The organism is Pseudacidovorax sp. DMC4 (assembly GCF_056314265.1).
This window is the reverse complement of record NZ_JBQUYR010000009.1, coordinates 71,479-98,405: the sequence shown is the minus strand read 5'-3', so window position 1 is coordinate 98,405 and position 26,927 is coordinate 71,479. Positions and strand designations below refer to the sequence as shown.

The 26,927-nt window shown below is 68.9% G+C and carries 22 protein-coding genes and 1 tRNA gene; 10 read left to right on the top strand and 13 right to left on the bottom strand.

Translation table 11 applies throughout. The features are described from left to right. Positions 1-8: 8 nt before the first annotated feature. From ACT54X_RS17880 to bfr, 7 genes are all read right to left on the bottom strand, one after another. Positions 9-2,336 (bottom strand): catecholate siderophore receptor Fiu, encoded by a 2,328-nt coding sequence (locus tag ACT54X_RS17880; RefSeq protein WP_294372557.1) that lies wholly within the window; start codon positions 2,334-2,336, stop codon positions 9-11. Between the two features lie 230 nt (positions 2,337-2,566). Next, on the bottom strand, positions 2,567-3,922 hold the full coding sequence (locus tag ACT54X_RS17875) for a sulfite reductase subunit alpha (protein WP_294372554.1): 1,356 nt from the start codon (positions 3,920-3,922) through the stop codon (positions 2,567-2,569). Then, entirely contained in the window at positions 3,919-4,995 is a 1,077-nt protein-coding gene (locus ACT54X_RS17870; protein ID WP_476347661.1) for an FAD:protein FMN transferase, read from the bottom strand. Before ACT54X_RS17870 ends, ACT54X_RS17875 begins: the two co-directional genes overlap by 4 nt. Positions 4,996-4,997: 2 nt before the next feature. Continuing rightward, positions 4,998-5,801 carry a DUF4198 domain-containing protein gene (locus tag ACT54X_RS17865; protein ID WP_294372550.1) on the bottom strand — a complete coding sequence of 268 codons (804 nt, stop codon included), beginning with the start codon at positions 5,799-5,801 and terminating at the stop codon, positions 4,998-5,000. 41 nt (positions 5,802-5,842) lie between these two features. Next, a complete protein-coding gene (locus ACT54X_RS17860) occupies positions 5,843-6,337 on the bottom strand; it encodes a DUF2271 domain-containing protein (RefSeq protein WP_294372915.1) in 495 nt (164 codons plus the stop codon). Positions 6,338-6,423: 86 nt separating this feature from the next. Continuing rightward, complete coding sequence (locus tag ACT54X_RS17855; RefSeq protein WP_294372547.1) at positions 6,424-7,068, bottom strand: PepSY-associated TM helix domain-containing protein; 645 nt, start codon at positions 7,066-7,068, stop codon at positions 6,424-6,426. 215 nt (positions 7,069-7,283) lie between these two features. Beyond that, complete coding sequence (bfr, locus tag ACT54X_RS17850) at positions 7,284-7,760, bottom strand: bacterioferritin (protein ID WP_294372546.1); 477 nt, start codon at positions 7,758-7,760, stop codon at positions 7,284-7,286. Between the two features lie 253 nt (positions 7,761-8,013). Between bfr and ahpC the strand changes: the two genes are divergently transcribed. The 9 genes from ahpC (at position 8,014) to ACT54X_RS17805 (ending at position 18,126) form a co-directional block, all read left to right on the top strand. Continuing rightward, positions 8,014-8,577, top strand: coding sequence for an alkyl hydroperoxide reductase subunit C (ahpC, locus tag ACT54X_RS17845; protein WP_058642001.1), 564 nt, complete (start codon positions 8,014-8,016; stop codon positions 8,575-8,577). Positions 8,578-8,829: 252 nt separating this feature from the next. After that, positions 8,830-10,392, top strand: coding sequence for an alkyl hydroperoxide reductase subunit F (ahpF, locus tag ACT54X_RS17840; protein WP_294372539.1), 1,563 nt, complete (start codon positions 8,830-8,832; stop codon positions 10,390-10,392). A gap of 139 nt (positions 10,393-10,531) precedes the next feature. Continuing rightward, complete coding sequence (locus ACT54X_RS17835) at positions 10,532-11,629, top strand: BMP family ABC transporter substrate-binding protein (protein WP_294372536.1); 1,098 nt, start codon at positions 10,532-10,534, stop codon at positions 11,627-11,629. Between the two features lie 293 nt (positions 11,630-11,922). Then, complete coding sequence (guaD, locus tag ACT54X_RS17830) at positions 11,923-13,209, top strand: guanine deaminase (protein WP_294372533.1); 1,287 nt, start codon at positions 11,923-11,925, stop codon at positions 13,207-13,209. An 81-nt stretch (positions 13,210-13,290) separates the two neighbouring features. Further along, positions 13,291-13,857 (top strand): dCTP deaminase, encoded by a 567-nt coding sequence (gene dcd, locus ACT54X_RS17825; RefSeq protein ID WP_058641997.1) that lies wholly within the window; start codon positions 13,291-13,293, stop codon positions 13,855-13,857. 159 nt (positions 13,858-14,016) lie between these two features. Beyond that, a complete protein-coding gene (locus ACT54X_RS17820) occupies positions 14,017-14,283 on the top strand; it encodes a hypothetical protein (RefSeq protein WP_114802409.1) in 267 nt (88 codons plus the stop codon). A 58-nt stretch (positions 14,284-14,341) separates the two neighbouring features. Beyond that, on the top strand, positions 14,342-15,217 hold the full coding sequence (gene ypfJ, locus ACT54X_RS17815) for a KPN_02809 family neutral zinc metallopeptidase (protein ID WP_294372527.1): 876 nt from the start codon (positions 14,342-14,344) through the stop codon (positions 15,215-15,217). A gap of 91 nt (positions 15,218-15,308) precedes the next feature. After that, on the top strand, positions 15,309-16,781 hold the full coding sequence (locus tag ACT54X_RS17810; RefSeq protein ID WP_294372524.1) for a DEAD/DEAH box helicase: 1,473 nt from the start codon (positions 15,309-15,311) through the stop codon (positions 16,779-16,781). 127 nt (positions 16,782-16,908) lie between these two features. Continuing rightward, on the top strand, positions 16,909-18,126 hold the full coding sequence (locus ACT54X_RS17805; protein WP_354321795.1) for an aminotransferase class V-fold PLP-dependent enzyme: 1,218 nt from the start codon (positions 16,909-16,911) through the stop codon (positions 18,124-18,126). Positions 18,127-18,157: 31 nt separating this feature from the next. On the opposite strand, the gene ACT54X_RS17800 is transcribed toward ACT54X_RS17805, so the two are convergent. Next, positions 18,158-19,000 (bottom strand): symmetrical bis(5'-nucleosyl)-tetraphosphatase, encoded by an 843-nt coding sequence (locus ACT54X_RS17800; protein ID WP_294372516.1) that lies wholly within the window; start codon positions 18,998-19,000, stop codon positions 18,158-18,160. Between the two features lie 26 nt (positions 19,001-19,026). Between ACT54X_RS17800 and ACT54X_RS17795 the strand changes: the two genes are divergently transcribed. Continuing rightward, on the top strand, positions 19,027-20,334 hold the full coding sequence (locus ACT54X_RS17795; RefSeq protein WP_294372512.1) for a hemolysin family protein: 1,308 nt from the start codon (positions 19,027-19,029) through the stop codon (positions 20,332-20,334). A gap of 94 nt (positions 20,335-20,428) precedes the next feature. Here ACT54X_RS17795 and ACT54X_RS17790 read toward each other — a convergent pair whose 3' ends face one another. From ACT54X_RS17790 to ACT54X_RS17770, 5 genes are all read right to left on the bottom strand, one after another. Next, positions 20,429-20,938 (bottom strand): thermonuclease family protein, encoded by a 510-nt coding sequence (locus tag ACT54X_RS17790; RefSeq protein ID WP_294372509.1) that lies wholly within the window; start codon positions 20,936-20,938, stop codon positions 20,429-20,431. A gap of 2 nt (positions 20,939-20,940) precedes the next feature. Continuing rightward, positions 20,941-21,975 carry an HD-GYP domain-containing protein gene (locus ACT54X_RS17785; protein WP_294372506.1) on the bottom strand — a complete coding sequence of 345 codons (1,035 nt, stop codon included), beginning with the start codon at positions 21,973-21,975 and terminating at the stop codon, positions 20,941-20,943. Beyond that, a complete protein-coding gene (locus ACT54X_RS17780; protein WP_294372504.1) occupies positions 21,972-25,616 on the bottom strand; it encodes a hybrid sensor histidine kinase/response regulator in 3,645 nt (1,214 codons plus the stop codon). Before ACT54X_RS17780 ends, ACT54X_RS17785 begins: the two co-directional genes overlap by 4 nt. A 139-nt stretch (positions 25,617-25,755) precedes the next feature. Then, positions 25,756-25,831 (bottom strand) — tRNA-Thr (locus tag ACT54X_RS17775). A gap of 77 nt (positions 25,832-25,908) precedes the next feature. Next, on the bottom strand, positions 25,909-26,919 hold the full coding sequence (locus ACT54X_RS17770; protein WP_294372501.1) for a class 1 fructose-bisphosphatase: 1,011 nt from the start codon (positions 26,917-26,919) through the stop codon (positions 25,909-25,911). Positions 26,920-26,927 lie beyond the last annotated feature (8 nt).

Here is a 26,927-nt window from a genome sequence, read left to right as displayed (position 1 = left end):
GCAGGCGATCAGAAGCGGAAGTTGGCGCTCAGCAGTGCCGAGCGCGGCGTACCCATGACCAGCCGGTTGCCGCCGTTGTTCACCCGCGCCAGGTAGAACTTGTCGGCCAGGTTGTACAGGTTCAGCTGGATGCTGACGTTGCGGTTGATCTCATAACCCACCATCGCATCCCACACGGTGTAGCTCGGCACCTCGGGGAAGAAGCTGGTGGGCGTGATCGCCGCCGTGGAGGTGGAGCGTTGCTGGGTCGACACGTAGCGCACACCGCCGCCGACCGTCAGGCCGAAGGGGAACTTGTAGCTCGTCCACAGCGTGGCCGTGAGCTTGGGCGAATAGCGGATCTGTGCGCCGTTCTGCGTGGTGCTGGTACGCGAGCCTTCGAGGATCTTGGTGTCGATGCGCGCCAGACCGCCGATGACCTGCCAGGCCGGCGTGATCTGGCCGACCGCGCTCAGCTCCAGGCCCTGCACGCGCGTCTTGCCGTACTGCTCGAAGTTGCCGAAAGTGTCGACCTGCACCTGTTCGTTCTCGTTCGTGGTGCGGAAGGCGGCGGCCGACAGTGCGAGGCGCCTGTCCAGCACATCCCATTTGGTGCCGAGCTCGAAGGTCTTGGATTTCTGCGGATCGAGGCTCAGGTTGTTGACGTTGGCGGTGGTCAGCGACGTGGGGAAGCTGAAGTTGCCGCCCGGCGGCTGCGCGCCGGTCGCATAGGCGGCGTAGACGCTGCCGTTGTCCGCCGGCTTGTAGACGACGCCGAGCTTGCCGGTCAGAAGGTTGTCCGAGCCCTCCTGCGTGAGCGCCGTCTGCACACCATTCACCGGCGCGGCCAGGCTGGTGAAGCGGGTGCGGTAATGCTCCCAGCGCAGGCCGCCCGTGAGCTGCCACTGTTCGTTGAACTTGAGCGTGTCGAAGGCATACAGCGCGGCCGTGCTGGTCGTGCCTTCGGTGGTGGCGCCGGTGGGCAGCACGGGCACGAAGGCGCGGTACGGGTTCGGCATGTACAGGCTGTTGTAGGCCTGGTAGGACACCGTCCCGGCCGACACCGTGCGCACGCCGTTGGCCGCATTGATGGTGGCGGCCATCGTGGTGTTGTCCTGCTGCTCGCGCGCCAGTTCCAGGCCAGCGCTGATCGAATGCCTGATGCTGCCCGTGGTGGCCTCGGCCGTCACGTTGGTCTGGTTGGTCAGGATCTCGTTGCGCTGGCCCTTGCCCTGCGGCAGCACCCGCGTCGACCAGGTCAGCGGGTTGGTGACCGAGGGCGTCAGCAGCCCGTTGCTGAAGGGGGCGGTGAGAACCAGGTCCTGGTCGGTGCGGCCCCAGCGCGTGAGGTTGCGCAGCTTCACGCCGGAGTCGAAGTCGTGCTCGATCCGGGCCGTGAACATGTCGGCGTCCACGTTGTCGTGGTCGGACAGCCAGCCGTAGTAGTTGCTGGTGTCGGGCTGCGGGCCATTGCCGCCGATGCCTTTCAACTGGTCCAGGTAGTAGCCCTTCAGGCCGACGGTGGGAATGCCGCCGTCCGGCCTGTTGCGCTGGTTGACGTGCTGGTACTGCAGGATCACCCGCGTCGGCGTGTTCAGCCCGAAGGCGATGGACGGCGCAATGGCCCAGCCCTTGTTCTTGACATCGTCCCTGCCCGGCACGCCGCTGTCCTGCGTCATCACGTTCAGGCGCAGGGCCATCGTGCCCTCGGCGTTGAGCACGCGGTTGATGTCGGCGGTCGCGCGCTTCTGGTCGCCCGAACCCAGGCTCACGCTGCCAGCGAAGAAATTGGAGGCCTGCGGCACCTTGCTCACCAGGTTGATGTAGCCGGTGGGCGCGGTGCGGCCGATGTCGGCGCTGGCCGGGCCCTTGACCACCTCGACCTGCTCGACGTTGAACATGTCGCGCGTGACGGTGCCGACGTCGCGCGCGCCGTCCACGAAGATGCTGCCGGAGCTGTCGAAGCCGCGCAGGAAGACGGCGTCGCCGGTCGAGGTGTTGCCGTTCTCGCCCATCTGGAAGGTGATGCCGGGCGTGTTGCGCAGCGCCTCGGTCAGGGTGTTGGCACCCTGCTCCTGCAGCACTTCCTTCTTGATGACAGTGATGGTCTGCGGCGTGTCGACCAGCGGCTGCGTGAACTTGGGCGAGGAGACGGTGTCGGCCTTGAACGACTCGCGGGCGCCCTCCACGCGGACTTCGCGCAGCGTGCTGGTGCTGGCGGTGGTATCGGTGGTGGACGAGGCGGTCTGCGCGCCCGCAGGCGCGGCGATGGCCACGAGCGTGGCGGCGGCGGCGCCGGTCCAGCCCGCAGCTTTGCGCGGCACCGCGTGTTTGCGGCTCTTGATGTGTTGTGCCATGGGATTCCCTCCGGAAGCTGATTGCGTTGCGTGTTTCGCTTGGCTGGCGCAACGGGGAGGGCGCGTGGCTGGCAGGAGCCACAGCAGTCGATGCTGCAGCACCGTGAATGATAACGACTCGCAACAAGATTGGAGGGATCGAGGCGGTCTCGGCGCATCGAAATCGCACCGGTGTGGCCCTGCGGCAACGCTGCCCCACGCGCGTGATGCCGTGACGGTGTTTCCGCGCCTCAGTACACGTCGCGCCGGTAACGGCCTTCGCGGTGGAGCAACTGCATCGCCGGCTCGCCCAGGATCTGGCGCAGCGCGAGGTCCACCGCCGAGGCCATGCCCTGCAGGCTGCCGCAGACGTGGATGACCGCGCCACGCTCGCACCAGGCGCTCACCTGTGCCGCTTCGCGCAGCAGGCGGTGCTGGACATAGGCGCCATCGTCGTCGTCGCGGGAGAAGACCCGGTCCAGCCGCGCCAGACGGCCCTCGGCCTGCCACGCGGTCAATTCGTCGTCGAGCAGTCGGTCGTGCGCGCGTTGCCGCTCGCCGAAGACCAGCCAGTTCTCATGCTGCCCGCGCCGGATGCGCTCGCGCAGCAGCGCCCGCAGGCCGGCCAGGCCGGTGCCATTGCCGATCAGCAGCAGAGGTCGTTGCGCGTCGGGGTGCAGGCGGGAGCCGGGATGGGGGCGCAGCCGCAGCGGCACCGACTGGCCTGGCTGCAGCGTCTCTGTCAGCAGCCCCGACGCGGCACCAGGCCGGCCGTCCGGATGCCGGGTCTGCCGCACCATCAGCTGCAGATCGCCTTCCTCGGGAATGGAGCAGATCGAGTAGGCGCGGGGCCGCGTGGGGTCGCTGTCCAGGTGGAGGTCGACCAGGTCGCCCGCCTCCCAGCGCGGGGTCATGCCGGCAGGTGCCTGAAGGTGCAGGCGATGGATCGGCCCGCCCAGACTGCCCGGATTCAGGTGCTCGCGCTGGCGCAGGGTCCAGGGGTGGAAGGCGGCTTCGGCGCCAGCGCTGGCGGCAGGCGCGATCAGGCCGAGGTGCTGGTGCCAGCGCTGCAGCGCATCGGGATCGCCGCGATCCACGTCGATGCGGGCGAACTCGGGCGTGGCGCCCGCTGCCTGGAGCCAGGCATCCAGCCGCCGGCCGAAGCCGCAGAACTGCGCGTACTGCCGGTCCCCCAGCGCCAGCACGGCATAGCGCAAGCGGGCCAGCGCGGCCGGTTCGCGCATCACCGCATCGGCGAACGCGCTGGCGCCATCGGGTGCGTCGCCTTCGCCGTAGGTGCTGGCGATGAACAAGGCGCGGGACGTGCCGGCCAGCAGGTCGGCGTCCAATGCGTTGAGGGGCAGCACGCGCGCGGGCGTGCCGCCGCGGTGAAGGGCTTCTGCAGTGACCCAGGCCCACTGCTCGGCCAGGCCCGTCTGCGTGGCATGCACGACCAGCACCGGGGAGGCGGCTGTGCCAGCCAGGCCCGCAGCCGCCGCAGCCCGCGTCCTCGCCTGCCGCCGTTGTCTGGCGTAGATGGCGGCGCACAGCGCGGCATAGGCCAGCATGGCGCCGCCAGCCGACCAGTGACGCAGCGCTTCGCTCACGAAGCTGCGCCGATGCCGAAGCGCCAGCACCGGCTGGCCAGCCGGCGCAGCGTGCCATCCGGCTTGCGCTCGGTGAAGAGCGCGGCCACCTGATGCAGGTCGGCGAAGGCCAACCCCTCCTCGGGGCCCATGACCGTGAGCAGCGTGGCCAGCGCATCCGCATCCATGCAGGCGGGGTGCACCACGGTCACCGCGGCCAGGGCGTGGCCGACCGGCTTGCCCGTGCGGGGATCGAGCGTGTGCGACCAGTGCCGCCCCGCGTGCTCCCGCACATGCCAGTGATCGCCCGAGGTGGCCACGGCTTCGTCGCGCAATGGCAGCAGCAGCGGCGCCTGGGCATCCGTGGCAGCGGCGGCGACCTGCACCCGCCACGGCTGTCCGTCCGGGCGTTGACCGCGGGCGATCAGCTCGCCGCCGATCTCGAAGAGGAAGTCCCGCAGTCCCATGGCCGCGAGCGCCTCGGCGACGCGGTCCACGGCATGGCCCTTGGCGATGCCGGACAGGTCCAGTCTCAGGCTGCCGGGCTGTCTGGCCGATCTGCCACCCTCGTCGCTCCGCAGATCGAGCCGGTGCCAGCCGCAGCGTTCGCGGGCCGTCGCCAGTGTGTGCGGGTCCGGCCATGCGGGCGAGGCGCTGGCGTCCGGCCCGAAACCCCAGGCCGCGACCAACGCGCCCAGCGTCGGATCGAAGGCGCCACCGCTTGCCTTCGCCCATTGGAGGGCACGACCGAGCACCTGGGCGAGCCCTTCCGGCAGCGCGTGCCAGCTGCCGGGTGGTGCGTCATTGAAGCGGCCGAGTGCGGAATCCCTCACCCAATGGCTCATCTGCGCAACGACATCCGCCAGCACCGCCTCGACCGCCGCACACACGTCGCCCCGCGGCAGCATCCGCGGGTTGTCCAGCCGGAGCGACCAGTGGGTGCCCATGGTCTGGCCCGACAGCGCCTGCAGTCGCGCAGGGTCGGCCGCTCGGGGCATGCGCACCTGCGCGTAGCCGCCGGCCTGCCAGCGGGCGAAGGACAGCGCAGGCATCCCGGCCATGCGGTTGCGCTCGGTGGATGATGGGCTGCTCACGCTCAGGGCAGGACTTCGAGCGTGGCCGCGTAGCTCAGCCGCCGTTCCTTGGCCTGCGGCAGCGAGGTCTTGGTATCGCGCGTGCTCGCTTCCAGCCAGTACATGCCGGCCGCGGGCCAGGTGACGTCGAACCGCCCCTGCGCATCGGTCTTGACGGTCGTTTCATTCAGCTTGTCGCGGTAGACGGTGTTGCCTTGCGTGACTGTCACCTCCAGTCCCGCCGCTGGCTGGCCGTCGAGCAGCAGCGTGAACGCGGATTTTTCGCCCTTGGCGTGGTCGGTGGCGCTGCCCGTTGCCACGAGTTCGAGTCCCTGGCCCGCCGGCTTGAGTGCCGTCGGCTTGCCCACCGAGACGAAGGTTTCCACGCGGCCCAGCGACTGCGTGACTGCGACGTCCTGCGCATCCGCGGGGATCTCGCGGCCGATGGTCTCGGCCGTGCCGCGCGCACGGCGGGGCTGGCCGGTGGCCTTGTCCTTCCAGCTGGCGAAGACGCCGCTGTTGATCACGGCAATACGGTAGGTGCCCGACTGCGCGAGGTTCAGGTCGAACACGCTGCGGTACTTGAGCCTGGCCAGGTTCTCGGGCTTGACGGCTGCGCCGTCGGGGCCCGTGACCTGCAGGTTGTCGAGGTTGAGCGGGAAATGGTTGGCGACGAACAGGTCGTTGGAGACGGCACCGTCCACTGTCACCCAGTCGGGCTTGGACAGGACGGTGGTGGAGGGCAGCAGCCAGAGGTTGTGGGCCTGGGCGGCGACGGCGGCGCAGAGGCCCAGGGCAAGGGTCGCAAGGCGGAAGGGAATTCGCATGAAAGGGCTCCAGAGAAGGGCAGGGATCAGTTGGCAATCGGTCAGGGCTTGAGCTCGAGCCTGATCTCGCCCAACTCTTCCTTGCCGGCGGCGCCCGCCTGCTCGGCCTTCGCGGGCGGCCACTGGAAGGGGACGGTCACCACCTCGCGGCCGCCGACCTCGCGGGCAGCCTCGACGACAAGCCTGTAGCTGCCGGGCGCCAGTTGGCCAAGCGGCTTGCTGCCTTCGGTGAAGGCGAGCGCATGGCGCCCTGCCGGCTTGGTGGCGCCGGTCACGCCATCGATGGGCACCGACAGCTCGCGGCCCGTGCGCCGCCACCATTGGCGCAGATCCTTGAGCCACTTGGTGCCTTCGCCCTCGGGGTTGTTGGCGCGGGTGCGCACGTCGTACCAGACGGCCAGCGTCGTGGCCACGGTGTTGTCGGGCCGCTCGATCCACGCCGCCACATAGGGCCGGTGGTACTCGGACACGGAAAGGCGCGGGATCTCGATGTTGACACCGAGCCCGGCAGCTGCGGCCGGGCCGGCGAACAGCATCGACAAGGTGAGAGGCGCAAGGGGATAGCGAAGCTGCACGGAGCGTCCTTTGAAAGAGAAGCGAGGAAAAGGCGGTGGCGAGTCGGTCAATGGATGAGCAGCAATGCCAGCAGCAGAGGCGCGAGCAGACCCAGACCGACCATCGGCCACGTGAAGGGGCGGCGGCCCGCATGCATCTTCAGGATGAGCAGGCCCGTCAGCGAGAAGAGGAGGGCCGCGCCAGCGAACACGTCGATGAACCACTGCCACGCCGGCCCGGTGTGGCGCCCCTTGTGCAGGTCGTTGAGGTAGGCGATCCAGCCGCGATCGGTCCGTTCGTATTCGGCGCTGCCGTCGTCCAGCGCGATGCGCACCCACGCATCGCCGCCCGGTCGGGGCAGGGACAGGTAGAACTCGTCGGCCGACCATTCGGCCTCGTGCCCGCCGGCGTCGATGGCCCACTGCGACTTCAGCCATGCCGCCAGGGCGGCTGGCGCGGGGGCGCGGCCGTGGTGCTGGCCGTCGACTTCAGCCTGCTGCTGCCGCAAGGCGCCGCGCAGCGTCGGCGGCAAGGTGGCTGTCCGATGGACGACGTTCGGCCTGGCTTCGATGTCCGCCGCATGGTTGAGCGTGATGCCCGTGAGGCTGAACAGCAGCATGCCCACCAGGCACAAGGCCGAACTCACCCAGTGCCATTCATGCAGGGTCTTGAGCCAGCAGGCGCGGCGGGCGGAAGAGGCGGGAGGTGTCATCGGCGCCGCGGATTCTATGGGCGCAAATGAGAATCGATGTTATTTGAATTTTTGCGCTGGATACCGATCTTGAGGTATATCGCTCGCCCCGCGGCCGCCTGTTGCTATCAAATAGAAAGCATCCGGAGCAGGTAAAGTTTCATGAAGCAGAAAGGGCCCACGCGGGGCCCTTGATGAAAAGATCGGCGAATCGTGTCGCCGTAAGAACGGTAATCTCAGCCGGCGTCGCCCATCTGCGACTGCAGATAGTTCTGCAGGCCCACCTTGCCGACCAGATCGATCTGCGTTTCCAGGAAGTCGATCTGCTCTTCGGCGTCTTCCAGGATGTCCTCCAGCAGGTCGCGAGAGACGAAGTCGCGGACCGACTCGCAGTAGGCGATGCCAGCCTTGAGCGTGGCCTGCGAGCCCTGCTCGGTGCGCAGATCGCAGTCGAGGATCTCGGGCACGTCCTCGCCCACGTTGAGCTTGCCCAGGTCCTGCAGGTTCGGCAGGCCGTCCAGCATGAAGATGCGGTCCATCAACTTGTCCGCGTGCTTCATGGCTTCGATGGATTCGGAATATTCCTTCTTCGCCAGCTTGTCGAAGCCCCAATGCTTGAGCATCCGGTAATGAAGGAAGTACTGGTTGATGGCCGTCAACTCGATCTTGAGCTGGGCCTGGAGATGATCGATGACCTGGAGATCGCCTTGCATGTTCTCGTCCTCGGACCGGAGGGTCCCGAAGTGGCGGATTGTGCGGGCGCTCTCCAGTGCCCACAAGGCAAGACCCGGCCGGTCTGGTCTGCATGCGTTTGATCGTGAGAGGCGTTCGTATCGGTCGGGCCGCGCACACCGACTTCGTCATAGCTACAGGGATCCCGATCGATAGTGTTTATCTATCAATTTCCTTTAGCTCATGCATATACTAGAGCCTCGCAAGTTTTTTCGACCTCAAGAGGAACCGCACATGTCCGTGATCAACACCGAAATCAAGCCCTTCAAGGCCACCGCTTACAAGGACGGCAAGTTCGTCGACGTCTCCAGCGACGACGTCAAGGGCAAGTGGTCCGTCTTCTTCTTCTACCCGGCCGACTTCACCTTCGTGTGCCCGACCGAGCTGGGCGACGTGGCCGACCACTACGCCGAGTTCCAGAAGATGGGCGTGGAGATCTACTCGGTCTCGACCGACACCCACTTCACCCACAAGGCCTGGCACGACTCGTCCGAGACCATCGGCAAGATCAAGTACACGATGATCGGCGACCCCACGCTGGCCATCAGCCGCAACTTCGAAGTGCTGCGTGAAGACCAGGGCCTGGCCAACCGCGGCACCTTCATCGTCGACCCGCAAGGCGTGATCCAGGCGCTGGAAATCACCGCCGAAGGCATCGGCCGTGACGCCAAGGACCTGCTGCGCAAGGTCAAGGCCGCGCAGTACGTCGCTGCCCACCCCGGCGAAGTCTGCCCCGCCAAGTGGGAAGAAGGCGCCGCCACCCTGAAGCCTTCCTTCGACCTGGTCGGCAAGATCTGAGCATGCCCTTCGCCCGGCTGGCGTCAGGCTTCCCGTACCAGATGCTCTCCGCTGTGGAGGGATGGACGGCGCACGCCTGAACCTGCCTGCCGGGCGGCTGCGCAGCAGCTGCCCCCGAGCCCGGGGCACCCTTGTGACTCGGGCTTTTTTATTGCCGGCCCGTCCCTAGATGCTGGAGACGAGCCCCGCCGTCGGGCCAACGCCCCGAGGCCCATCTCCCATTGAAGACCCGAACGCCAGAAAGACACCGCCATGCTTGACGCCGCCACCAAAGCCCAGCTTTCCAGCTACCTGGAGCGCATTTCCCAGCCCATCGAGATCGTGGCTGCGCTGGACGACTCGCCGGCGTCGGCACAGACGCGCGAGTTGCTCCAGGACATCGCCAGCACGTCGAAGCTGGTCACCGTGATCGACCACGCCGAGAGCAATGACCGCAAGCCCTCGTTCTCGATCAACAAGCCTGGCCAGACCGACGGCCCGCGCTTTGCCGGCCTGCCCATGGGTCATGAATTCACCTCGCTGATCCTGGCGATGCTGCAGCAGGGCGGCTATCCGCCCAAGGTGGAGCAGGCCATCCTCGACCAGATCAAGCAACTCGACGGCGACTTCGAATTCGAGGTCTACGTTTCGCTTACCTGCCACAACTGCCCGGACGTGGTGCAGGCCCTGAACCTGATGGCCGTGCAGAACCCGCGCATCAAGACCACCATGATCGAAGGCGGCACCTTCCAGAAGGAGATCGAGGACCGCCAGATCATGGGCGTGCCCACCGTGTTCATGAACGGCCAGATGTTCGGCTCGGGGCGCATGAGTCTGGAAGAGATCCTGGCCAAGATCGACACCAGCGGCGTCGAGCGCGAGGCCAAGAAGCTCAGCGCAAAGGAAGCCTTCGACGTGCTGATCGTCGGCGGCGGCCCGGCAGGCGCTGCGGCAGCGGTGTACGCGGCCCGCAAGGGCATCCGCACCGGCGTGGCGGCAGAGCGCTTCGGCGGCCAAGTGCTGGACACGCTGGGCATCGAGAACTTCATCTCCGTCAAGGAGACGCAAGGCCCGCACTTCGCGCTGGCGCTGGACGAGCACGTTCGCCATTACGACGTGGACGTGATGAACCTGCAGCGTGCATCGGCGCTGGTGCCGGGCAATGACCTGATCGAAGTGCGCATGGAAAGCGGCGCCACGCTCAAGGCCAAGACCGTGATCCTGTCGACCGGTGCCCGCTGGCGCAACATCAACGTGCCGGGCGAGCAGGAGTTCAAGAACAAGGGCGTGGCCTACTGCCCGCACTGCGACGGCCCGCTGTTCAAGGGCAAGCGCGTGGCGGTGATCGGCGGCGGCAACTCCGGCGTCGAGGCGGCCATCGACCTGGCCGGCATCGTGGGCCATGTGACGCTGATCGAGTTCGACACCCAGTTGCGCGCCGATGCGGTGTTGCAGCGCAAGCTCGCCAGCTTGCCCAACGTGACGGTGCTGACCAACGCGCAGACCACATCCATCACCGGCACCGACAAGGTGAACGGCCTGACCTACAAGGATCGCGCGACCGGCCAGGAGCAGCGTGTGGACCTGGAAGGCGTGTTCATCCAGATCGGCCTGGTGCCGAACACCGACTGGCTCAAGGGCACGGTCGAGCTGTCTCGCCACGGCGAGATCATCGTGGACGCCAAGGGCCAGACCTCGGTGCCGGGTGTGTTCGCTGCGGGTGACTGCACCACGGTGCCGTACAAGCAGATCATCATTGCCGCGGGGGAGGGCGCGAAGGCGGCACTCAGCGCCTTCGACCACCTGATCCGCACCAGCGCGCCCGTGGCTGCCTGAGCGCAGGCGGCGGGCCCGAGGCGGGCGCTGCAGAGCCCGCCCGCCGGGGCCGGAATCGGTCCACTCATTACAATTCGCCCGCCGCGCAGCCGCCCCGCTGCGCGGCGTTTTCGTTTTTGGGGCCATGTAGAGGAACACCATGTACAAAAACCTCGCAGCCGCGCTCGCGGCCGCCTGCTGTTTTCTGTCTTCCCCCTTCACCCATGCCCAGCCGACGCCGTCGCAGGCGCCGCTGAAGATCGGCATCGTCTACGTCGCACCGCTGGGCGACGCCGGGTGGGTGCACCAGCATGAGCTGGGCCGCCAGGCCATCGAGGCGGCGCTGCCCGGCAAGGTGAAGACCACCTATGTCGAGAACGTGGCCGAAGGGCCCGACGCCGAGCGCGTCATCCGCGACCTGGCACGCCAGGGCAACCAGCTCATCATCACGCCCAGCTTCGGCTACATGGCGCCGACGATGCGCGTGGCGCGCGAATTTCCGCAGGTGCGCTTCGAATCGATCACCGGCTACCAGCGGGCCGACAACGTAGCCACGGCCAATGCGCGCTACTACGAAGGCCGCTACCTGGCGGGCGTGGCGGCGGGGCGCATGAGCAAGTCGCATGTCGCCGGCTATGTGGCGGGCTTCCCGATTCCCGAGGTGCTGCAGGGCATCAATGCCTTCACGCTCGGCATGCGCTCGGTCGACCCCACCGCGCAGGTCAAGATCGTGTGGCTCAACCAGTGGTTCGACCCGGCGCTGGAGCGCGATGCCGCCATGCGGCTGATGGACCAGGGCGCGGACGTGCTGGCCTTCCACACCGGCTCCTCCGCCGTGATGAAGGCGGCGCAGGAGCGTGGCCGGATGGCCGTGGCCTATCACTCCGACATGCGCCAGGTGGCGCCCGATGCGCAGATCGTCGCGGTCACGCACCGCTGGGGCGACTACTACGTCCAGCGCGCCAAGGCCGTGCTCGACGGCAGCTGGAAGAGCACCGACACCTGGGGCGGCGTCAAGGAAGGGATGATCCGTGTCGGCGACTTCGGCCCCAAGGTGCCCAAGGCGGTGCAGGACGAGGTGATGGCGCGCCAGCAGGACATCGCGGCCGGCCGGCTGCAGCCCTTCCGTGCTGTGGCCGCCGATGTGCGCGACAACCAAGGCCGTGTCGTGATCGCACGCGGCCAGGCGCTGGACGACGGACAGATCCTCAAGATGAACTGGCTGGTCGAGGGCGTGCAGGGCCGCGTCGAGCCCTGAAAGGGTGTGAACGAACGCGTCATGCCCGCTCGTCCTGCCAAAACGCGCCCACTCCGCGTTGCAAATGCTCGCCATAGCCCGAGCTATGGCTGCGCTGCGCGCCTTGATTGGGCGCGTTTTGGCGGCCCGATCGGCCACGGCGGATTCATTCACACCTTCTGACCCTGCACTGCCGCGCGGCATATAGCCGCTATAAGCCGAGCGGCAGCCGGGGCACCGCGGCTTCCAGTACGCTCCGCCGAAGTACCTGCCGCGGCCTTGGGCCGCTGCATCCTTCCCCCCGATTCCGACCGATGAAAAAAGCCTACCGCGCCTCGCTGCTGCGTTTCGACGACGCCGGCCGACCCCTGTTCGACACCGACGGCCTGCTGGTCGTCGCGCCCGATGCCCAGGGCCGCGAGCGCGTGGTCGACGCTGGCAGCCACGGCGCGGTGCAGCCTCGCCATCCCGACGTGGAGCCCGAACACCTGCCGGGCCGCATCCTGGCGCCGGGCTTCGTGGACATGCACATCCACTTTCCCCAGACGGACATCATCGGCGCGCCCGCCGACGGCCTGCTGCCCTGGCTGGAGAACTACACCTTCCCGGCCGAGACCCGCTTCGCCGAAGCCGCGCATTCGGCCGAGGTGGCCGAGGTCTTCCTGGACGAGCTGCTGCGCCATGGCGTAACCACCTCGCTGACCTTCGCGACCTCGCATCCGGCCTCGGTGGATGCGCTGTTCTCGGCCGCCCGGCACCGGCAGATGCGCCTGATCACCGGCAAGGTGCTGCAGGACCGCCATTCGCCCGACGGGGTCCGTGACGAGACCGAACGCAGCCTGGCCGACACCGAAGACCTGATCCGCCGATGGCACGGCGTGGACCGGCTCGGCTACGCCATCACGCCCCGCTTTGCACCGACCAGCACCGAAGCGCAACTGAGGGGGGCCGGCGAACTGGCGGCGCGCTACGCCGATACCTGGATCCAGTCGCACGTGGCCGAGAACAAGGACGAGGTGAAGTGGGCGCGCGAGCTGTTTCCCGCATCGCGCTCCTACCTGGGCGTCTACGACGACTTCGGCCTGATGCGCGAGCGCGCGGTGTACGCCCACTGCATCCATTTCGACGACGACGACCGTCACCTGATGCGTGCCACCCGCACCGCGGCGGCCGTCAGCCCCACCAGCAACCTGTTCCTGGGCAGCGGTTTCTTCGACTTCGAGGGCGCCCAGCGCGTCGACTACCTGCATGGACTGGCGAGCGACGTGGGCGGCGGCACCAGCTTCAGCCCCTTCCACACCATGCTGGCCGCCTATTACGCGGGACGTGAAGGGCAGACCAAGCCGGGCCTGAGTCTTGCCCCCTCGCGCCTGTGGTGGCTGCACACGGCGGGCGCCGCGCAGGCCCTGGGGCTGTCCGGCACCATCGGCAACCTGCAACCGGGCTGCGAGGCGGACTTCCTGGTGCTGGACCCGGCGGCGACGCCCTTGCTGGCGCGCAAGTCGGCCAACGCAGCCTCTCTGGAGGAACTGCTGTTCGCCCTCATCGTGCTGGGCGACGACCGTGTCATCGCGCGCACGGTGATCGCCCGTGCCGGCTGAGCCGCCGCCCGGGCCCCGCGTGCCACAATGCGGGCCCTCTTTTCCGACGCGTGCCCCGGCACGCCCAGCGCGAGTCTTCCCATGAGCATCAAGAGCGACCAATGGATCCGGCGCATGGCCGAGCAGCACGGCATGATCGAGCCTTTCGAGCCGGGTCAGGTGCGCCAGCAGGACGGTCGCAAGCTCATCAGCTACGGCACCAGCAGCTATGGCTACGACATCCGCTGCGCGCCCGAATTCAAGGTCTTCACCAACATCCACAGCACGGTGGTGGACCCGAAGAACTTCGACGAGAAGAGCTTCGTCGACATCCATGCCGACGTCTGCATCATCCCGCCCAACAGCTTTGCGCTGGCGCGGACGGTGGAGTACTTCCGCATTCCCCGCAATGTGCTGACCATCTGCCTGGGCAAGAGCACCTACGCGCGCTGCGGCATCATCGTCAACGTCACGCCTTTCGAGCCGGAGTGGGAAGGCTACGTGACGCTGGAGTTCTCCAACACCACGCCGCTGCCCGCGAAGATTTACGCGGGCGAGGGCTGTGCGCAGGTGCTGTTCTTCGAGAGCGACGAGGTCTGCGAGGTGAGCTACAAGGACCGCGGCGGCAAGTACCAGGGGCAGAGCGGCGTGACGCTGCCCAAGGCCTGAAGCCTTGCCGCCGGCGGATGCCAGGGAGGGTGCCCGGCGCGGCTGACAGCCGCTGCTTGGCGGCGCCTACAAGGATTCGCGCAGCGGGCCGCCACGCCTCGGCCCGGTTGCCCACGAGTCTTCGGCCACCCGCACGGATGGGCCGTGCAGGAGCCGCCGATGTCCCAACACCCTGCCGCACGCCCTTCCTTCCTTTCGCCCTCTCAGTGGCTGCTGATCGGCTCGCTCGCCGTGGTGGCGCTGTTCCTTCTTGCTGCGATCTACCAGGTGGCGCGCGGACAGGTCCAGGCCGCCCAACTGCGTGACGCCCAGGCGCGCATCGCCGTCCAGACGGCCGAGGAGGTCCGAGCCCAGCGCGCCCGGCTGACGGCTGCCTTCGAGCAGCCCGCGGGCGTACAGTCCGTGAGCTACACCCTGGCCCGTTGAAACAAACGCGGCGCATCGTTGCGCCATTGGCCGGCCGGGCCGATTCGAAAGGAAAGCAATGCGCTGGGAAGGCAACGACCAATCGGACAACGTCGAAGACCGCCGCGGCATGGGCGGCGGCGGTGGCGGCTTCCCCATCGGCGGCCGCAGCATCGGCCTCGGCACGGTGGCCGTGGCGGTGGTGGCGGGCTGGCTGTTCGGGATCAATCCCCTGACCTTGCTGGGCCTGCTCAGCGGAGGCGGCGGCCCCGTCGTCCAGCAGCAGCAAGCCCCCGCTCATGCGCCGCGTAACGACCGCGAGACCGCATTCGTACGCACGGTGCTGCGCAACACCGAGGTGGTGTGGGGCGAGGTGTTCCGAGAAGGCGGCGCCCAGTACCGTGCGCCCACGCTGGTGCTCTTCGACAACAGCACGCCCACGGCCTGCGGCACCGGGCAGAGTGCCATGGGCCCCTTCTACTGCCCGGGCGACAGCAAGGTCTACATCGACCTGCGCTTCTACGACACCCTGCGCGACCGGCTCGGAGCGCCTGGGGAATTCGCGCAGGCCTATGTCATCGCGCATGAGGTGGGCCATCACGTTCAGCACTTGCTGGGTATCACCGACAAGGTCGACGCCATGCGCCGGCGGCAGAACGAGACCCAGGTCAATGCGACGAGCGTGCGGGTCGAACTGCAGGCGGACTGCTTCGCGGGCGTATGGGCCCAGCGCTCGCAGGAGTCGAAGCAATGGCTTGACCCGTCCGACATCGCCGCCGCCATGAATGCGGCCGAGAAGATCGGCGACGACGCCTTGCAACGTTCCGCGGGCCGGGCGGTGGTGCCCGACAGCTTCACCCACGGCAGCAGCGCCCAGCGCCAGCGCTGGTTCATGAACGGCTACAAGAGCGGCCATGTGAAGGCCTGCGACACCTTCAACGCCTCCACGCTCTGAGCCTTGCACGGTCGGCCTGACGGCACCAGAACGCCCGTCACCCCGCTGTCACTGCCGTTTTTTGCGGCAATGCGACAATCGCGGACTTCCTATGAGTACTCTCTATTCCGACCTCGCGCTGGCGGACCCGTTGAAGCGCGCCGTGGCCGACATGGGCTACGAACATATGACGCCGATCCAGGCGCAGGCGATTCCGGTGGTGCTGTCCGGCCAGGACGTGATGGGCGCCGCCCAGACCGGCACCGGCAAGACCGCCGCCTTCTCCCTGCCGCTGCTGCATCGCCTGCTCAAACACGAGAACGCCTCGACTTCGCCCGCCCGGCATCCGGTGCGCGCGCTGGTGCTGCTGCCCACGCGCGAACTGGCCGACCAGGTCGCCCAGCAGGTGAAGATGTATGCCAAGTACACGCAGCTGCGCAGCACCGTGGTCTTTGGCGGCATCGACATGAAGCCGCAGACCGCCGAGCTCAAGAAGGGCGTGGAGGTGCTGGTGGCCACGCCCGGCCGGCTGCTCGACCACATCGAGGCCAAAAACGCGGTGCTGAACCAGGTCGAATACGTCGTGCTCGACGAGGCCGACCGCATGCTGGACATCGGCTTCCTGCCCGACCTGCAACGCATCCTGTCGTACCTGCCCAAGCAGCGCACCACGCTGCTGTTCTCGGCGACCTTCTCGCCCGAGATCAAACGCCTGGCCTCCAGCTACCTGCAGGACCCGATCACCATCGAGGTGGCCCGGCCCAACGAGACCGCCTCCACCGTCGAGCAGGTGTTCTACGGCGTGCACGAGGACGACAAGCGCCGTGCGCTCAAGCAGATCGTGCGCCAGCGCGGCATCACGCAGGCCTTCGTCTTCGTCAACAGCAAGCTGGGCTGCGCCCGGCTGGCCCGTTCGCTGGAGCGCGAGGGCCTGCGCTGCACGGCGTTGCACGGCGACAAGAGCCAGGACGAGCGCCTGAAGGCGCTGGCCGCCTTCAAGGCCGGCGAGGTGGACCTGCTGGTGTGCACCGACGTCGCGGCCCGTGGCCTGGACATCAAGGACGTGCCCGCCGTCTTCAACTACGACGTGCCTTTCAACGCCGAGGACTACGTGCACCGCATCGGTCGCACCGGCCGTGCAGGCGCCTCGGGCCTGGCCGTGAGCTTTGCCGGCGGCGGCAATGACGCCCGTCTGGTGGCCGACATCGAGAAGCTGATCAAGAAGAAGATCGAGCTGCAGCCGCTGGAGATGGACGACGAGCGTCCGCGCGGCCGCATGAACGACGGTCGCCGCCGCTGGCGCGAGGACGGCGAGACGGGCGATGCCCGCGACGCGCTCGACCGACCCCGCAGCAGCGCCCCCGCGGCGGCCGAGGGCTACCGCGCCCCGCGCCCGCAGCGCACCCACGCACCGCGCGATCCTTTCTTCGACAAGCCCTACGAGGCCGCTGGCGGTGACGAGGCACCCGCCTGGGAGCAGACCGCCAAGGCGCCCGCGCCCAAGCAGCCGGGATCGGGCAACATCCGTACCAAGCGCAAGGTGGCCGCGCTGTTCAAGTCGGCGGAGCCGCAGCAGCAGAATTGAGTGCCGCTGCGCGACCGGCCTCGCGGGTCGGGCCGCTGCGATGGTCCCCAGGGCTGGCACGCGTGCCAGCCTTTGTCTTTCTGCCGGTCGCTGGCCGGTACCCTGCATCCACAAAAAGGAGACTCCCATGCCCGGCCTGTTGCCCCACGTCGATCCCGACGGCCTGCTCGAGTTCTCGGTCGTCTACACCGACCGCGCCCTCAACCACATGTCCAAGCGCTTCACCGGCGTGATGCAGGACATCCTGGCGACGCTGAAGGAGGTCTATCACGCGCGCACCGCGGTGCTGGTGCCGGGCAGTGGCACCTTCGGCATGGAAGCCGTCGCGCGCCAGTTCGCCAATCGCGAGAAGGTGCTGATCATCCGCAACGGCTGGTTCAGCTACCGCTGGAGCCAGATCTTCGACGCCGGTGGATTCGGTTTGCCCCCAGGGCCGGGCGATGCCCAGCCCGCCCCCCAAGGGGGACAAGGAAGCTTGGGGCGGCCCGGCGCTTCCTTGGGTGGCGGCGCCATCGTCTGCCAGGCCCGCCAGCAGGGCGAGGGTTCCCAGGCGCCCTGGGCGCCATGCCCTGCGGAGGAGATCGCCGCCACCATCCGTGCCGAGAAGCCCAAGGTCATCTTCGCGCCGCATGTGGAAACGGCCAGCGGCATCCTGCTGCCCGACGATTACCTGCGCACCGTGAGCGCCGCTGCCCGCGAGGTGGGCGCCCTGTTCGTGCTGGACTGCGTGGCCTCCGGCGCCGTGTGGGTGGACATGCAGGCCACCGGCGTGGACGTGCTGATCAGTGCGCCCCAAAAGGGCTGGAGCGGCTCGCCCTGCTGCGCGATGGTGATGCTGGGCGAACGCGCGCGCGAGGCCATCGAGGGCACCACCAGCAGCAGCTTCTCCTGCGACCTCAAGAAGTGGATGCAGATCGCCGAGGGCTACGAGCGCGGCCAGCATGCGTATCACACCACCATGCCCACCGACGCGCTGGTGCTGCTGCGCGACGTGATGAAGGAAACCCGCGACTGGGGCTTCGAGGCGGCGCGCCAGGCGCAGTTCGAACTGGGCGACAAGGTGCGCGCGCTGCTCGAATCGCGCGGCCTGCCCAGCGTGGCGGCCGAAGGCTTCAAGGCGCCGGGCGTGGTGGTGAGCTACACCACCGACCCCGGCATCCAGAGCGCCAAGAAGTTCATCGAGGCCGGCCTGCAGACCGCCTCCGGCGTGCCGCTGCAGTGCGGCGAGGGGCCGGACTTCATGACCTTCCGCATCGGGCTGTTTGGCCTGGAGAAGTGGCGCAACGTGGACCGCAGCGTGGGCCACCTGAAGGCCGGCCTGGACAAGGTGCTCGGCACGGCCTGAGCCGCCGCTGCCGCTGCGTGAGGGCGCGCGCTCAGCCCGGCGCCTGCGCCTGGGTGCAGCGCACGTCGATGCGCTCCCGCTCGTCCAGCGTGGCGCCGATGCGCACGGCCGTGAGGCAGCCGCCCCAGACGCAGCCGGTGTCGGTCGACAGCAGATCCGGCCGCGACAGCCAGCCCAGCGTGGACCAGTGGCCGAAGGCGACCACTGCCTCGGCAGTGCGCCGACCGGGCACGTCGAACCAAGGCATGTAGCCCGCCGGGGCCTCCGCGGCGCTGTCCTTGGCCTCGAACTCCATCACCCCGTGGGCGCTGCAGAAGCGCAGGCGGGTGAGTGTGTTGACGATCACCCGCAGGCGCGCGCTGCCCGCAAGATCGTCGGACCAGGCGGCGGGCTCGTTGCCGTACATCTCCTGCAGGAAATTGCCCAGGTTCGGGCTGCGCAATACGGCTTCGAGTTCGCGGGCGCGTGCCATCGTGTCTTCCACCGTCCAGGCGGGCAGCACGCCCGCGTGCACCATGAGCAGGTCGCGCCCGCCGATGCGCTCGTGCAGCGCCATCGCGCGGTGGCGCAGCCAGTCCAGCAAAGGCTCCCGGTCGGGTGCGTCCAGGATGGGTGCGAGCGTGTCGCGCCTTCCGGGCTTGCGCACGCCCTGCGCCACGCCGAGCAGGTGAAGGTCGTGGTTGCCCAGCAGGCTGCGGGCCGAATCGCCCAGCGCCCGCACCCGGCGCAGCACAGCCAGCGAGTCAGGCCCCCGGTTGATCAGGTCGCCGAGCAGCACCAGCCGGTCGCGGCTGGGCGAGAAGTCCAGGGTGTCGAGCAGGCGGCCCAGCGCCTCGTCGCAGCCCTGCACATCACCGATGAGATAGAGTGCCATGCCCTCATTCTCCCCTTGACCCCTCGATGGATATCCTTCTGTTGGCCTTGCTGACGACGTGCAATGCGTTGTTCGCGATGTCCGAAATGGCTCTGGCCACCTCCCGCCGCGCCCGCTTGGCGGCATTGGCGGAGACGGGCGACCCGGGGGCCGCGGCGGCGCTCAAGCTGATGGACATGCCGACGCAGTTCCTGTCCACCGTGCAGATCGGCATCACGTCCATCGGCATGCTCAGCGGCATCGTGGGCGAATCGGCCTTTGCCGGGCCGTTGGCCATCCGGATGCAGGAATGGGGCCTGGGCGAGGGGCCGGCCAGCATCCTGTCCACCGCGCTGGTGGTGACCTGCATCACCTTCTTCACCATCATCTTCGGCGAGCTGGTGCCCAAGCGCATCGGCCAGCTCTATCCCGAGCCGGTGGCGCGCTGGGTGTCGCGCCCGATGCGCGCGCTGGCCAAGGGCACCAAGCCCTTCGTCTACCTGCTCTCCGGCACCACGGCGGCCACGCTGCGGCTGCTGCGCATCGATGCCACGGGCGCGCGCGCGGTGACCGAGGAAGAGATATCCGCCAGCCTGGAGGAGGGTGTGGAGTCCGGCGTCATCGAGCGCCACGAGCACCAGATGGTGCGCAACGTGTTCCATCTGGACGACCGCCGACTGTCCTCGCTGATGGTGCCGCGCAGCGACATCGAGTGGATGCCCGCCAACCTGACGGTGGCCGAGGCCCTGCAGAAGGTGGCCGCGGCCGGCGCCATCAACCTGATGCATTCCTGGTATCCCGTCTGCCGCAACTCGCTGGACGACGTGGTGGGCGTGGTGAGCGTGGCGCAGTTGCTCAAGCTGGGGCCGGCGCACGAGGGGGCGCTGGGCACGCTGGCGCAGCCGGCGTCCTTCGTGCCTGAGACGCTGACCGGCCTGGAGTTGCTGGAGCAGTTCCGGGCACAGGCGGGCCGCATGGTGATGGTGGTGGATGAATATGGCGTGGTGCAGGGCCTGCTCACGCCCCGCGACCTGCTGGAGGCCATCACTGGCGAGCTGCACCCCCACGTGCCGGCGGACGCCTGGGCCATGCCGCAGCCCGACGGCAGTTGGGCGCTCGACGGCCTGATGCCCGTGTCGGAACTGCGGGCGCGGCTGGCCATCCGCGAGTTGCCGGACGAGGAGCGCGGCCGCTACAACACCGTGGCCGGGTTGCTGATGTCCGTGTCGGGCCACCTGCCGGCGGTGGGCGAGCAGATCGAATGCGCGGGCTGGGGCTTCGAGGTGCTCGCGCTGGAAGGCCGCCGCATCGACCGCGTGCAGGCGCGTCCGCTGGTCCCGGCGGACGCCCGCTGAGTCCGGCGCCCCGGTTCCGGTCGGCCGACGAGGCCACCGGCTGCTTCGCAGGATCGATGCCCGACCGGGCGCGCGGCCCGCGTCGCCTGTGCGTTCAATGTGCCTGTTCTGCGCGATCCGTGTCGAGTTCGCGTTCGCGTTGCTCGCGGCGCCATTGCCAGGGCGGCGTCGGGTTCGCCGCCTTCCACAGGCCGACACGCGCCCGGCGTGCCCGCGCTTCGGCGGCGGCATAGCGGCGTTGGGCGGCGGCCGTCTGCGCCTCGGCGTACTGGCGGTACCACCAGGCCAAGCCCGCCTCCAGCATGGCTTCTCCGGCATCCAGGCTGGGCGCTGCATCCGGATCTTCGGGCGGCGGCACCTGCACGGCGCAGACGGCCCGGCCATAGCGGTCGCGGTCCACGCAGCGCAGCTCGACCTCGCGGTGCAGCGCCAGCCGCGCCAACAGGCGCCGCGCGTTGCGGCCCTGGGGCTGCCCTGATTCGGGGGCGTCGATGGCATGCACGCGCACCGTCAGCGCCTCGCCACCGTCGCAGTCGGCGTGGAGGGTGTCGCCGTCGCTCACTGCGGTGACGAGGCACAGCAGCAGGGCTGCAGCCAGGGCCACCGTCAGTGGTCTTCCGAGTCGAGCACCACGATGTCGGCCGCGTCGTCGCCGAACTGGGCCTTGATCTCCAGCACGCGCGGCAGGTTCTGCTGCAGCAGCTCCACGAGGGTGGGATCGAAGTGGCTGCCACTCTGGCTCTGGATCCAGGCCATGGCTTCTTCCACGGGCCAGGCCGGCTTGTACGGGCGCACGCTGGTCAAGGCGTCGAAGACGTCGGCGAGCGCCACGATGCGGCCCACGAGCGGGATGTCCGCGCCCGCCAGCCCGTGTGGGTAGCCGCTGCCATCCCACTTCTCGTGGTGGGTCAGGGCGATGGTGCGGGCCAGTTGGAAGAGCCGCGAGGGATGGTTGCCGAGGATGTCGGCGCCGATGACCGGATGCGCCATCATCACGGTCCGCTCGTCGGGGGTGAGGGAACCGGGCTTCTGCAGGATGGCATCCGGGATGCCGATCTTGCCGATGTCGTGCATGGGCGCGGCATGCAGCAGGTCGTCGGCTTCGGCGGGCCCGTAGCCCGAGGCCAGCGCCAGCAGGTGCGCGTAGTGGCTCATGCGCACCACGTGCATGCCCGTCTCGTTGTCCTTGTACTCCGCGGCGGCACCCAGGCAGCGGATGGCCTGCAGCCGGGTGGCCTGCAGTTCCTCCATGCGCACCAGCGACAGGTGGGTGCGGATGCGGGCGCGCAGGATGCCGGCGTTGAGCGGCTTGGCGACGTAGTCGACGGCGCCGCAGGCCAGGCCCAGCTCCTCGTTGGCCTCGTCGGCCAGCGCGGTGGCGAAGATCACCGGCACGTAGCGGGTGAGTTCTTGGCTCTTGAGCTCGCGGCAGACCTCGTAGCCGGTCATGCCCGGCATCATCACGTCCAGCAGCACCAGATCGGGCGCCGCGGCCGAGGCCAGCGCGAGCGCGCTTCGCCCGTCCTTGGCGAAGACCAGGCGGTAGTCCGTGTGCAGCATGCTGCGCACCACCTGCAGGTTCAGGGGTTCGTCGTCGACGACGAGGACGGTGGGCCGCTGGATCGCGGAGAGGTCGGTCATGGATGGGAAGCCTTCTCGCCTGCCAGGGCCGCGTCGGGGGGCAGCCGGTCGATCAGCGATTCTAGGAGCCGGGCCGCGGCGCCGAACTCGAAGCCGTCCAGCGCCTGCCGCAGCGCATCGGCGGTCGGGCCCTCGCCCATGAACGCCAGCGTGGCGGCGACGTCGGGCCAGTCCTCGTCGCCGGCCATCTCGTTGCGGTGTATCGCCCGCAGCAGTTCCGCCAGCGCCGTGCGCAGCCGCGCGCCGTCCAGCATCACGCGTTCGCCGTCCGGCGTGGAGGGCGGCAAGGGCCGGCTGTCGAGCGCAGCCTGCACGGCGTCGAACGCGGCGCTGAGTGCCGGGATGCCCTGCCGCGCGGCGTCCGGCTCGCCTTGCGCCAGGGCCAGCTCGACGTTCGTCGCGGCGGCGAAGAGCTCGTCGCAGGCCAGGTTGCCGGCCAGGCCGCGCAGGCGATGGGCGATCTGGCGCGCTTCGTCCAACTGGCCGCGCTCGACCTGTTCGGCGATGGCGGCAGCGGCCCCGCCATGCTGCGCCAGCATCTTGTCCAGGGCCCGGCGCAGCGCGGCTTCATGGGTCCAGTTGCGGATGCCGCGGGCCCAGTCGACGCCCGCCGGCAGCATCGTGCCGGCGGGCGCCGCCGCTGGCATCGGCAGGGCGAGGTCGCCGCCGCGCTGCAGGCCGGTGACGCGCGCCATCTCCGCCAGGAGCTGGGCGGCCTCGAAGGGCTTGGGCACGAAGCCTTCCATGCCGGCCGTGCGCGCGGCCTGCCGGTCGGCGGGCAAGACGCTCGCACTCAGCGCGATCAGCGGGGTGGGCGGCAGGCTGCGCGAGGCCTCGTAGGCGCGGATGCGCCGGGCGGCCTCCAGGCCGTCGATGCCGGGCATGTGGACGTCCAGCAGCACCACGTGGAAGCGGTGCTTCATCAGCAGGTCCAGCGCCTTCGGCGCGTCGGCCGCGGTGCTCACCTGATGGCCGCGCTGCCCGAGCGCCAGGCGCACCAGGTCGCGGTTCTCGGGCACATCGTCCACGGCCAGCACGGACAGCGGCGGCGGCTCGACGGGCGGCTCCGGCAGGCGCGGCAGGGGAGCCGGTGCCAGCGCGGTCTTCAGCGGCAGCAGCACCCGGAAGACGCTGCCCTGGCCCGGCGTGCTCTGGACCTCGATGCGCCCGCCCATCAGCTCGGTGAGCTGGCGGGCGATGGTGGTGCCCAGGCCCGTCCCGCCGAAGCGCCGGCTGGTGGAGGCATCGGCCTGCGCGAAGGGGTCGAAGATGGCGGCCAGCCGGTCCGCGGGGATGCCGATGCCCGTGTCCTGCACCGACAACTCGACCAGATCGCCCGCGCGGCGCGCCGCAAGCCGCACCTCGCCGCGCTCGGTGAACTTGATGGCATTGCCCAGAAGGTTGGTCAGCACCTGGCGGATGCGCACGGCATCGGCGCGGAAATGCATGTCCAGCGCGTCGTCCCACAGCACCTGCAGCGCCAGGCCCTTGCGCTCGGCCTCCAGTCGCAGCGAGGTGGCGGTCTGCTCCAACAATTCCCGGAGGGAGAAGTCGGCGAGTTCCAGTTCCAGCGCGCCGCGGTCGAGCTTGGCGGTGTCCAGGATGCCGTTGAGCAGGCCGAGCAGGCTCTGGGCCGACTGGCGCACGGTCTGCAGGTGGCGCCGTTGCTCCACCGCCAATGGGCCTTCGAGCAGCAGTTCGGTGAAGCCGAGGATGGCGTTCATCGGTGTGCGGATCTCGTGGCTCATGTTGGCCAGGAACATGGTGCGCGCCGCGGCGGCCTGCTCGGCGCGGGCCTTGGCTTCGCGCAGGGCGCCTTCCATCTGGCGGCGGGGGTTGATGTCCTGCGCCAGGAGCACCACGCGCACCACGATGCCGTCGGCGTCGAAGATGGGGTTGTACGAGCCCTGGAGCCAGAACTCCTGGCCCTGCCGGGTCACGCGGCGGTATTCGCCCACCTCGAATTCGCCGCGGCGCAGGCGCTGCCACAGGGCATCGAAGGCGGTCTGGCGGCCGGCGGCGGCATCCACGAGGTCGTGGTGGTGGCGGGCGGTGAACTCCTCGAGCGTGTAGCCCATCCAGCCGAGCATGCGGTCGTTGGCCCACTCGATGCGGCCGTCCATGGCAAACACCGCGACCCCCATCACCCGCTGCACCGCCTCGGCGGTGCCGCCCTGCATCCAGTGGTGGCGGCGGGTTTCCGTGATGTCGAGCAGCACGCCATCCAGGCGCGGCGGGCCACCCTCGCGCGGATGGGTCACCTGGCCGGTGAACCAGACCCAGCGTTCGGACTCGCTGCGGTGCAGCAGCCGGAACTCCGCCGTCACCGGCCCGCCCTCGGGCAGGCCGGCCGCCAGGATCAGGGCCTGCTGGATGCGCTGCCGGTCGGAGGGATGGATGAGGTGCGCCAGGGTGCGCCGCCCCGAGGTGAAGTCGGAGGCGGGCCAGCCCGTCAGCGCGTCCACGCTGGGGCTGGCGAAGAGCGTCGTGTGGGGCTCGTCGAGCAGGGTGCTGAAGGACACGCCCGGGATGTTGTCGATCAGCCCGCGGTAGCGGCGCTCGCGCTGGCGGATCGCTTCTTCCTCGGCATGCTGCGCGCTGATGTCTGCCAGGGTGACGATGCAGGCGGCGTCGCGACCCTGGCGGTCGACGCCCAGGCCCGCGCGCGCGAGGCGCAGCGCCAGCGCGCCGCCGCCGGCCAGCGGGCGCAGCGCGCGGCGTTCGCCGGGCCCGGCCGGGCTGCTGGCCGGATCCCTGAGCCATTCCCCGAGGTCGGTGTCTGCCGCGTCGAGCAGGGTCGGGAGTGTCTTGCCGGTGGCCTCTTCCGGGCGCAGCGCCAGCAGCCGCAGTGCCGCGGCATTGGCGGCCGTGATCCGGTGCTCGGCGTCGAGCACGAGCAGGCCGTCCGGCGCGAGGTCGAAGCGTTGCTGCAAGGCGTCGAGCGTCGCCGCCTGTGCCTGCGTCCGCCGGATGCCACACACACCGATGTACAGAAGAGTCAGGGCGCACAGGCCGAACCATTGCTGCGGCCACGGCAGTTCGTTCCAGTGGGGCAGCGCCGGCGCCGCGATTGGTCCCGGCAGGGCGCCCACAGCGGCCACGACGGCGACGACCAGCGGCGCTGCCAGGGCCCAGAGCCCGGGCTGCCAGCGCATCGTGGCCGCCGGCGAGCGCGGTGCTCGCAGCAGCGCATAGGCCAGCAGCATGATCAGCGCGGCGGCGGCCAGAAGCACGCTCATGAAGCCCAGTGGCGTCGCGGTGCGGCCGATGAAAAGCGCCGTGCCCGCCAAGCCTGCCAGGCCGGCAGCCCCGGCCCGCCAGCGTGTGGCCCCGCTCCAACTGGCGGCCAGCGCCGCCGCGGCGGCTGCCCCGGGCAGCAAGGGCCAGCCCCAGGCGACCTCGTCCGCCCCGGTGCCGTGCAGGCCGAAGCCAAGGCCGGCGTGGATGGAAAGCGCCAGGGCCATCGTCCACAGCAGCGTGGCCAGCAGCGCGGCCGCGCTGCGATCGGCGGACGTCCCGGCCTGAAGGCCGGCCTGCAGCACTTGCCAGCCGCACAGCACGGCGGCGGCAGCGGCCAGCCACACGCCCGCGGCCGATTGCAGGGGCGCAAGGATGCCGAGCCAGTCGGTCTGCGTAGGCATGTGGAGAGTCTGGGGAGGGGAAGAGCTTACAGGGTCCTACAACGCGCGGGCTGCGCTTGCCGCGGACCGGGGGTGCTGCGGCCTGCGCGCGAGGGGCCAACAAAAAAGCCCGCAAGCGTCAGCTTGCGGGCTTTGGAGATGGTGCCGGCGACCGGAATCGAACTGGTGACCTACGCGTTACGAGTGCGTTGCTCTACCAACTGAGCTACGCCGGCGAAAAACTTATTCTAGGGCAAGAAGGCACTGTGGTGAGCGCCTTCGTAAGCAGCCCAGGAGTATAGCGCGAAAAAGCTCACGCCTCCAAATGGTACTTCGTCGCGCGCTCGACCTCGTTCCTGGAGCCGAGGATCACCGACACGCGTTCGTGCAGCTTCTGGGGCTGGATGTCGAGGATGCGCTCGCGGCCGTTGGTGGCCGCACCGCCCGCCTGCTCCACCAGCCAGGCCATCGGGTTGGCCTCGTACATCAGGCGCAGCTTGCCCGGCTTCTCGGGTTCACGCTTGTCCCAGGGGTACATGAACACGCCGCCGCGCGTGAGGATGCGGTGCACGTCGGTCACCATGCTGGCGATCCAGCGCATGTTGAAGTCCTTGCCGCGCGGGCCGTCCTTGCCGGCCAGGCATTCGTCGATGTAGCGCTTCACCGGAGCGTCCCAGTGGCGCATGTTGCTCATGTTGATCGCGAATTCCTTGGTGTCGGCCGGGATCTCCATCTTGTCCTGCGTGAGGATGAAGCTGCCCTGCTCGCGGTCGAGCGTGAACATGGCCACGCCATCGCCCACGGTGAGCACCAGCACCGTCTGCGGGCCATAGAGGCAGTAGCCGGCGGCCACCTGCTTGCAGCCCGCCTGCAGGAAATCGCCTTCCTGCACGCCCGGGTGATCGTCCGGCTTCTTGAGCACGCTGAAGATGGTGCCGATGCTGACGTTGACGTCGATGTTGCTGGAGCCGTCGAGCGGGTCGAACATCAGCAGGTATTCGCCTTGCGGATAGCGGTTGGGCACCACGTAGATGCTGTCCATCTCCTCGCTGGCCATGGCGGCGAGGTGGCCGCCCCATTCGTTGGCCTCGATCAGCACCTCGTTGGCGATGATGTCCAGCTTCTTCTGCACCTCGCCCTGCACGTTCTCGCTGCCGGCGGTGCCCAGCACGCCACCCAGGGCGCCCTTGTTGACCGAGAGGCTGATGCGCTTGCAGGCGCGGGCCACCACCTCCAGCAGCAGGCGCAGCTGGCCAGGGATGAGGCCGTCGACGCGTTGCTGCTCGACGAGGTAGCGGGTGAGTGAAATGTTCTGAGAGGCCATGGGGACTC

Excerpts from the sequence above, each read along its gene's own strand:
- ACT54X_RS17880 (WP_294372557.1), bottom strand. The coding sequence starts at position 2,336 with ATGGCACAACACATCAAGAGCCGCAAACACGCGGTGCCGCGCAAAGCT.
- ACT54X_RS17865 (WP_294372550.1), bottom strand. The coding sequence starts at position 5,801 with ATGCGAATTCCCTTCCGCCTTGCGACCCTTGCCCTGGGCCTCTGCGCC.
- ACT54X_RS17860 (WP_294372915.1), bottom strand. The coding sequence starts at position 6,337 with ATGCTGTTCGCCGGCCCGGCCGCAGCTGCCGGGCTCGGTGTCAACATC.
- ACT54X_RS17855 (WP_294372547.1), bottom strand. The coding sequence starts at position 7,068 with ATGACACCTCCCGCCTCTTCCGCCCGCCGCGCCTGCTGGCTCAAGACC.
- bfr (WP_294372546.1), bottom strand. The coding sequence starts at position 7,760 with ATGCAAGGCGATCTCCAGGTCATCGATCATCTCCAGGCCCAGCTCAAG.
- ahpC (WP_058642001.1), top strand. The coding sequence starts at position 8,014 with ATGTCCGTGATCAACACCGAAATCAAGCCCTTCAAGGCCACCGCTTAC.
- ahpF (WP_294372539.1), top strand. The coding sequence starts at position 8,830 with ATGCTTGACGCCGCCACCAAAGCCCAGCTTTCCAGCTACCTGGAGCGC.
- ACT54X_RS17835 (WP_294372536.1), top strand. The coding sequence starts at position 10,532 with ATGTACAAAAACCTCGCAGCCGCGCTCGCGGCCGCCTGCTGTTTTCTG.
- guaD (WP_294372533.1), top strand. The coding sequence starts at position 11,923 with ATGAAAAAAGCCTACCGCGCCTCGCTGCTGCGTTTCGACGACGCCGGC.
- dcd (WP_058641997.1), top strand. The coding sequence starts at position 13,291 with ATGAGCATCAAGAGCGACCAATGGATCCGGCGCATGGCCGAGCAGCAC.
- ACT54X_RS17820 (WP_114802409.1), top strand. The coding sequence starts at position 14,017 with ATGTCCCAACACCCTGCCGCACGCCCTTCCTTCCTTTCGCCCTCTCAG.
- ypfJ (WP_294372527.1), top strand. The coding sequence starts at position 14,342 with ATGCGCTGGGAAGGCAACGACCAATCGGACAACGTCGAAGACCGCCGC.
- ACT54X_RS17810 (WP_294372524.1), top strand. The coding sequence starts at position 15,309 with ATGAGTACTCTCTATTCCGACCTCGCGCTGGCGGACCCGTTGAAGCGC.
- ACT54X_RS17805 (WP_354321795.1), top strand. The coding sequence starts at position 16,909 with ATGCCCGGCCTGTTGCCCCACGTCGATCCCGACGGCCTGCTCGAGTTC.
- ACT54X_RS17800 (WP_294372516.1), bottom strand. The coding sequence starts at position 19,000 with ATGGCACTCTATCTCATCGGTGATGTGCAGGGCTGCGACGAGGCGCTG.
- ACT54X_RS17795 (WP_294372512.1), top strand. The coding sequence starts at position 19,027 with ATGGATATCCTTCTGTTGGCCTTGCTGACGACGTGCAATGCGTTGTTC.
- ACT54X_RS17785 (WP_294372506.1), bottom strand. The coding sequence starts at position 21,975 with ATGACCGACCTCTCCGCGATCCAGCGGCCCACCGTCCTCGTCGTCGAC.
- ACT54X_RS17780 (WP_294372504.1), bottom strand. The coding sequence starts at position 25,616 with ATGCCTACGCAGACCGACTGGCTCGGCATCCTTGCGCCCCTGCAATCG.
- ACT54X_RS17770 (WP_294372501.1), bottom strand. The coding sequence starts at position 26,919 with ATGGCCTCTCAGAACATTTCACTCACCCGCTACCTCGTCGAGCAGCAA.